This is a genomic window from Escherichia sp. AM3 (assembly GCF_032029835.1).
Lineage (GTDB): Bacteria > Pseudomonadota > Gammaproteobacteria > Enterobacterales > Enterobacteriaceae > Escherichia > Escherichia coli.
Genome location: NZ_JAVUPQ010000133.1, coordinates 1 through 4,303, shown reverse-complemented (window position 1 = coordinate 4,303; position 4,303 = coordinate 1). Strand labels below are relative to the sequence as shown.

Annotated in this window: 1 protein-coding gene; it reads right to left on the bottom strand. The window is 49.4% G+C overall.

The genetic code is table 11. The features are described from left to right. On the bottom strand, positions 1 to 4,303 hold a 4,303-nt coding region (gene ypjA / locus RTW80_RS22650), incomplete at both ends, for an adhesin-like autotransporter YpjA/EhaD (protein WP_312720280.1).

Sequence of the window (4,303 nt, the reverse complement as noted above, 5' to 3'; positions counted from 1 at the left end):
TCAGCCACGGCTCAACGTCCATCCCGTTCCCCAGACGCATGTTGTAACTCCGCGGTGCGCCCAGTTCACGATATATACTGCGGGTATCGACTGATTTCGATTTCATGCCATTGGATAAATGATATTCGGGGTTATCAGCGGTGAACCCCGTTAACGATGCATACGGCGTCAGGTTCCAGTTACCATCGGTAAATCGCATCCCGGTTTCAATGTGACCGCCCAGCCCGTTGCTGTGGTAACTGCCATTGGCGGCTCCACCGCTGCTCATTTTACCTGCTACGTTACTTTTAAAACGGTTCAGCTTCACGACACCGTCCAGATAGAAACCACTTTCATGTTCCCAACTGGCATAGCCGCCCAGAGAATAACTGCCCACACTGCCATGTCCTCCGCGATCAAAACCGATATGTGAATGGGAATAGCCCATAAAAGCGCCTAGCGTGGTAATTCCTTCAGGAATATCATTACGGCTGTCGATCCCCACTGTCATTCCGGTCAGCGTCTGCTCAAACCCGGCACCCGCATCGGTGGTGACATTATTACGGGTGTTATACGTCGCCCCCCAGACATTATTGTTGTGTGGACTCGCTTTCATTATGTTCAACCGCTCGCGAATACTGTTTAGCTCAGCATCAAATACCAACGGTAATGTTGCTGCCATATTGAGTACGGCTGCCGTAGAAGGCGTAATGCGTTTCTCCGGAACGGGTGTCGGCGTTGGATCGGGAGTAGGGTCTGGTTTTGGATTTGGGTCTGGCTTTGGATCGGGTTTTGGGTCTGGCTTTGGATTTGGGATGGGGTCCGGGTTGGGTTTGACATCATTGGTCAGGTTCCAGGTGCTGTTGCCGTCACTTTTCAGGACATACTCATAGGTCCCAAGATCAACGAAACCGCCGGTATTGCCCAGCGTAAACGAAGCATCCCCTCCCCCTGTTTTCACCAGCGTCATCGCGTCGTCAGACTGTGGGCTGACGCCGGTATCCTGAACAAAGATTTTAAAATTACCAGTGGCGTTGTTGTTGACGACCAGTTGATCGCCCCGGGAGCCTGCAACGTTGGTATGCAGGTAGAAATTACCGCTACCGGAAAGTTCATTGGTTGTCAGCGTATTGTAGATACCGTTAGTTGTGGCAGGCGCTGCTGTTTGTGCTGACAAATAAACATCACCGTCGTTGAGTAGCAAACTGTTTACTCTATATTCGCAGTTGCTGGTACCTGCACAGGAATTATTGCTGTTAAGCCAGACACTGCCCCGGCTGGCAGCCGTCAGGTCGGCAAGCGTGGTATCGACGCCATTTCCCAGAGTCAATGTCGCGCTATCGGTAATCCGGACCGCCCCTTCAAGTTTAACTGGCGTCACATTATCCCGTGGCGTCATTAACGACAGGCTTCCTGTCGCGCCACTGACCGATGCATCCGCCAGCGTACCTGCGTAGACGATTGCCGTACCGCCAGCGACCTGGAGATCTTCTGCCCGGGCCAGAGCCTGAAACTCATCTTTTGACCGCCCAAGGGTATATTGCCCGCCAGAGTTAACCTTTGTGGCGGAGTCCTGACCCAGGTTTTGCATTGCCCCACCCGTGCCAACCGTGGAGTCGCGAGCTTCGGTACCTGCTAATACCAATAAATTACCGCCATTTTCCAGCAACATATTAGTCGCTAAATTGCCGGAAATGGAAAAAGTACCGTACTGGTGAGTACCGCTGATTTCAATACCGTTAGCCGTGCTCGTCTGGAGAGCGGCACCGCTGTTCTGGACGATATCTGTCGCTTTGCCATTATCGTTGACTGTCAGCGTACCGCCTTCATTGATCTTTGTTTTTATTGCCTCTCCGTTAGCTGAAACTGTTTGTATTCCGCCGTCGTTAATCGTTGTCTCATTCGCCACACCCTCGACGATTTGTTCGCCGCCGGTGAGCGTCGTGCCTGTCGCAGTGGCTTTTGTTTTGACGATCTCCCGTCCGCCCATATTGACCTGTGTTTTGTCAGAAGAGGTGTCTGACTCCACGGTTAACACGCCGCCATTTGCCAGCAGGATATTGTTCGCCGCACCCTGCTCGATGCTGAACGCGACGCCATCCGCGCGTGTTCCTGTGACCCGCGTCGCCCTGGTGGTTGCAACCAAAGCGCCCTGGCTACTCTGCTGTATCCCCGTTGCGCTGCCTTTCTCCCGCACATCGAGTGTGCCGCCGTCATTAAGCACCGAGTTTTCAGCCAGACCGCCCTCATTAACTACCTGTGAACCCCCATTAATAATGGAACCTTCCGCTGTCCCGTTTGCCATAATTTGTTGTAGGCCAGAGACGATATCGGTATTGATTGCCTTACCATAATTCTGAACGGTTTGCGTGCCACCATTGATGTGTGTTTTCTCTGTTGACCCACCATCAACAATTTGTTCACCACTTTCGATATTTGCTTCAGTGGCTAAACCATATACCGTTTGCTTGCCACCTTTGATATTTGCTTTATCAGAAGTGGCACTGGCATATATTGTTTGGGTGCCAGCACTATTGAGTACAGTGCCAACATCTTTTCCATAAACATCCATTTTGCCGTTGGCATTAATAATCGTGTCAACTGCGCGGGAACCAGTGACGACTGTTAATGAGCCAGCGTTTTCCAGCACTACATTTTTAGCTTCTGAATTCCTGATGTAGAAAGCATCACCATAACTGTTGGTTCCTTCGATAAGTGTTCCGGAGGTCGTGGAAGCAATTAATGCGCCGCCGGATTGTTGCTCAACATGCTTAGCCTCACCACCGTCCTGAACCTCCAGAACGCCGCCATTATTAAGTCTGGTGCTATCTGTTTTAGCCTCCTTCTGGACAATCAGCTTACCGCCAGTATCAATGGTAGTATTTTTCGCCGAGGTTTTAGCCACTACCGTCAGTTCGCCGGTATTTTCCAGCACAACATAATTAGCCTCCCCTCCGGTAATAGTGAAGTGAGAGAGCTTGTTGTATCCTTCGATATCAGTCCCTGCGCCCGTGTTGGCAACTAAAGCACTGCCCGTCTCCTGGTTAACCCCATGTGCAATACCGCCGGTATAGACAATCAGCGAGCCTCCGGCGCTAATATTGCTGCCAATTGCCGTACCATCTTTCTCAACAACCTGCCGGCTCCCGGAGGATATAATTGTTGTGTCAGTTTTCCCGCCGCTTTTGATATTTTGCGTTCCGCTGTTGATATTGGTGCCTGTGGCTATGCCATAATTATTAATATTCTGTGTGCCACCATTAATTATGGTATTTGTCGCGTTTCCTGCAACATCCATAACCCCGCCATTATCTATTCGGGTCGCATCAGCTTTAGCATTGGTTAAAACTGACATTGTTCCTTTATCTTTAATAATCGTCTTGTTTGCCGAACCATATGCGTTTATGTCTAAATGACCACCGTTTTCCAGCAACACATTGTCTGCCACGTGATTGTGGATGGAGAATGCACCTTCACTATTCGTACCGCTCACCGTCGTACCGTTAGTGTTAGTTTTTAAAATTGCACCATCGTGCTGGGTAACATTTGTTGCCGTACCACCACTAACATCAAGCACGCCACCAGAATAAACTTCAATAACATCCGAGGTGCTGGTGTTATCAACAATTTGCGTGCCACCAGAATAGATATGCGTATTTTTTGCCGTTGACTTACTATTCAGAGACTGAGTTCCGCCTTCAATCGTCGTGTCCAGCGCACGGCTCTCATATACTCTTTGCTCACCGCCATTTTTAATGGTTGTTGTTTCTACTGTGCTCTGTTCAACATACTGTCGACCACCATTTATGGTTGTGTTCGTTGCCAGACTTCCTTGTACTACGTCCTGAGAGCCAGACTTATTTATCGTTGTACCATCAGCATGCCCTTGAACTTTTACTATCTGGCTACCACCATCAATGAGTATTCCATTCGCACTCCCTCCCTCTACGCGTGAAGCACCGCCCTTAATTGTCGTTCCATTGCTGATACCCCCTTTATAAACGTCCTGATTGCCACTCTCGATTGTCGTACCTGTGGAAATACCCCCGTCATGAATTGACTGTCTGCCACCGTTAATGGTTGTATTATTAGCCTGCCCCACAAAATTGTTATGACTTCCTATATCTTGATATCCACCAGATTCAATAAGACTTCCATTAGATACCCCGCCATGAACATTCTGCTGGCCATGGTTGATAATATGAGTGTTATTTGTTGTACCTCGTTCATCCACTTTTTGGTTGCCATCTACAGTCTCATCGTTTACCACACCAATAACATTAGTAGTGAAGGCAGCCATCCCGGGCGGGGCATATATCAAGGC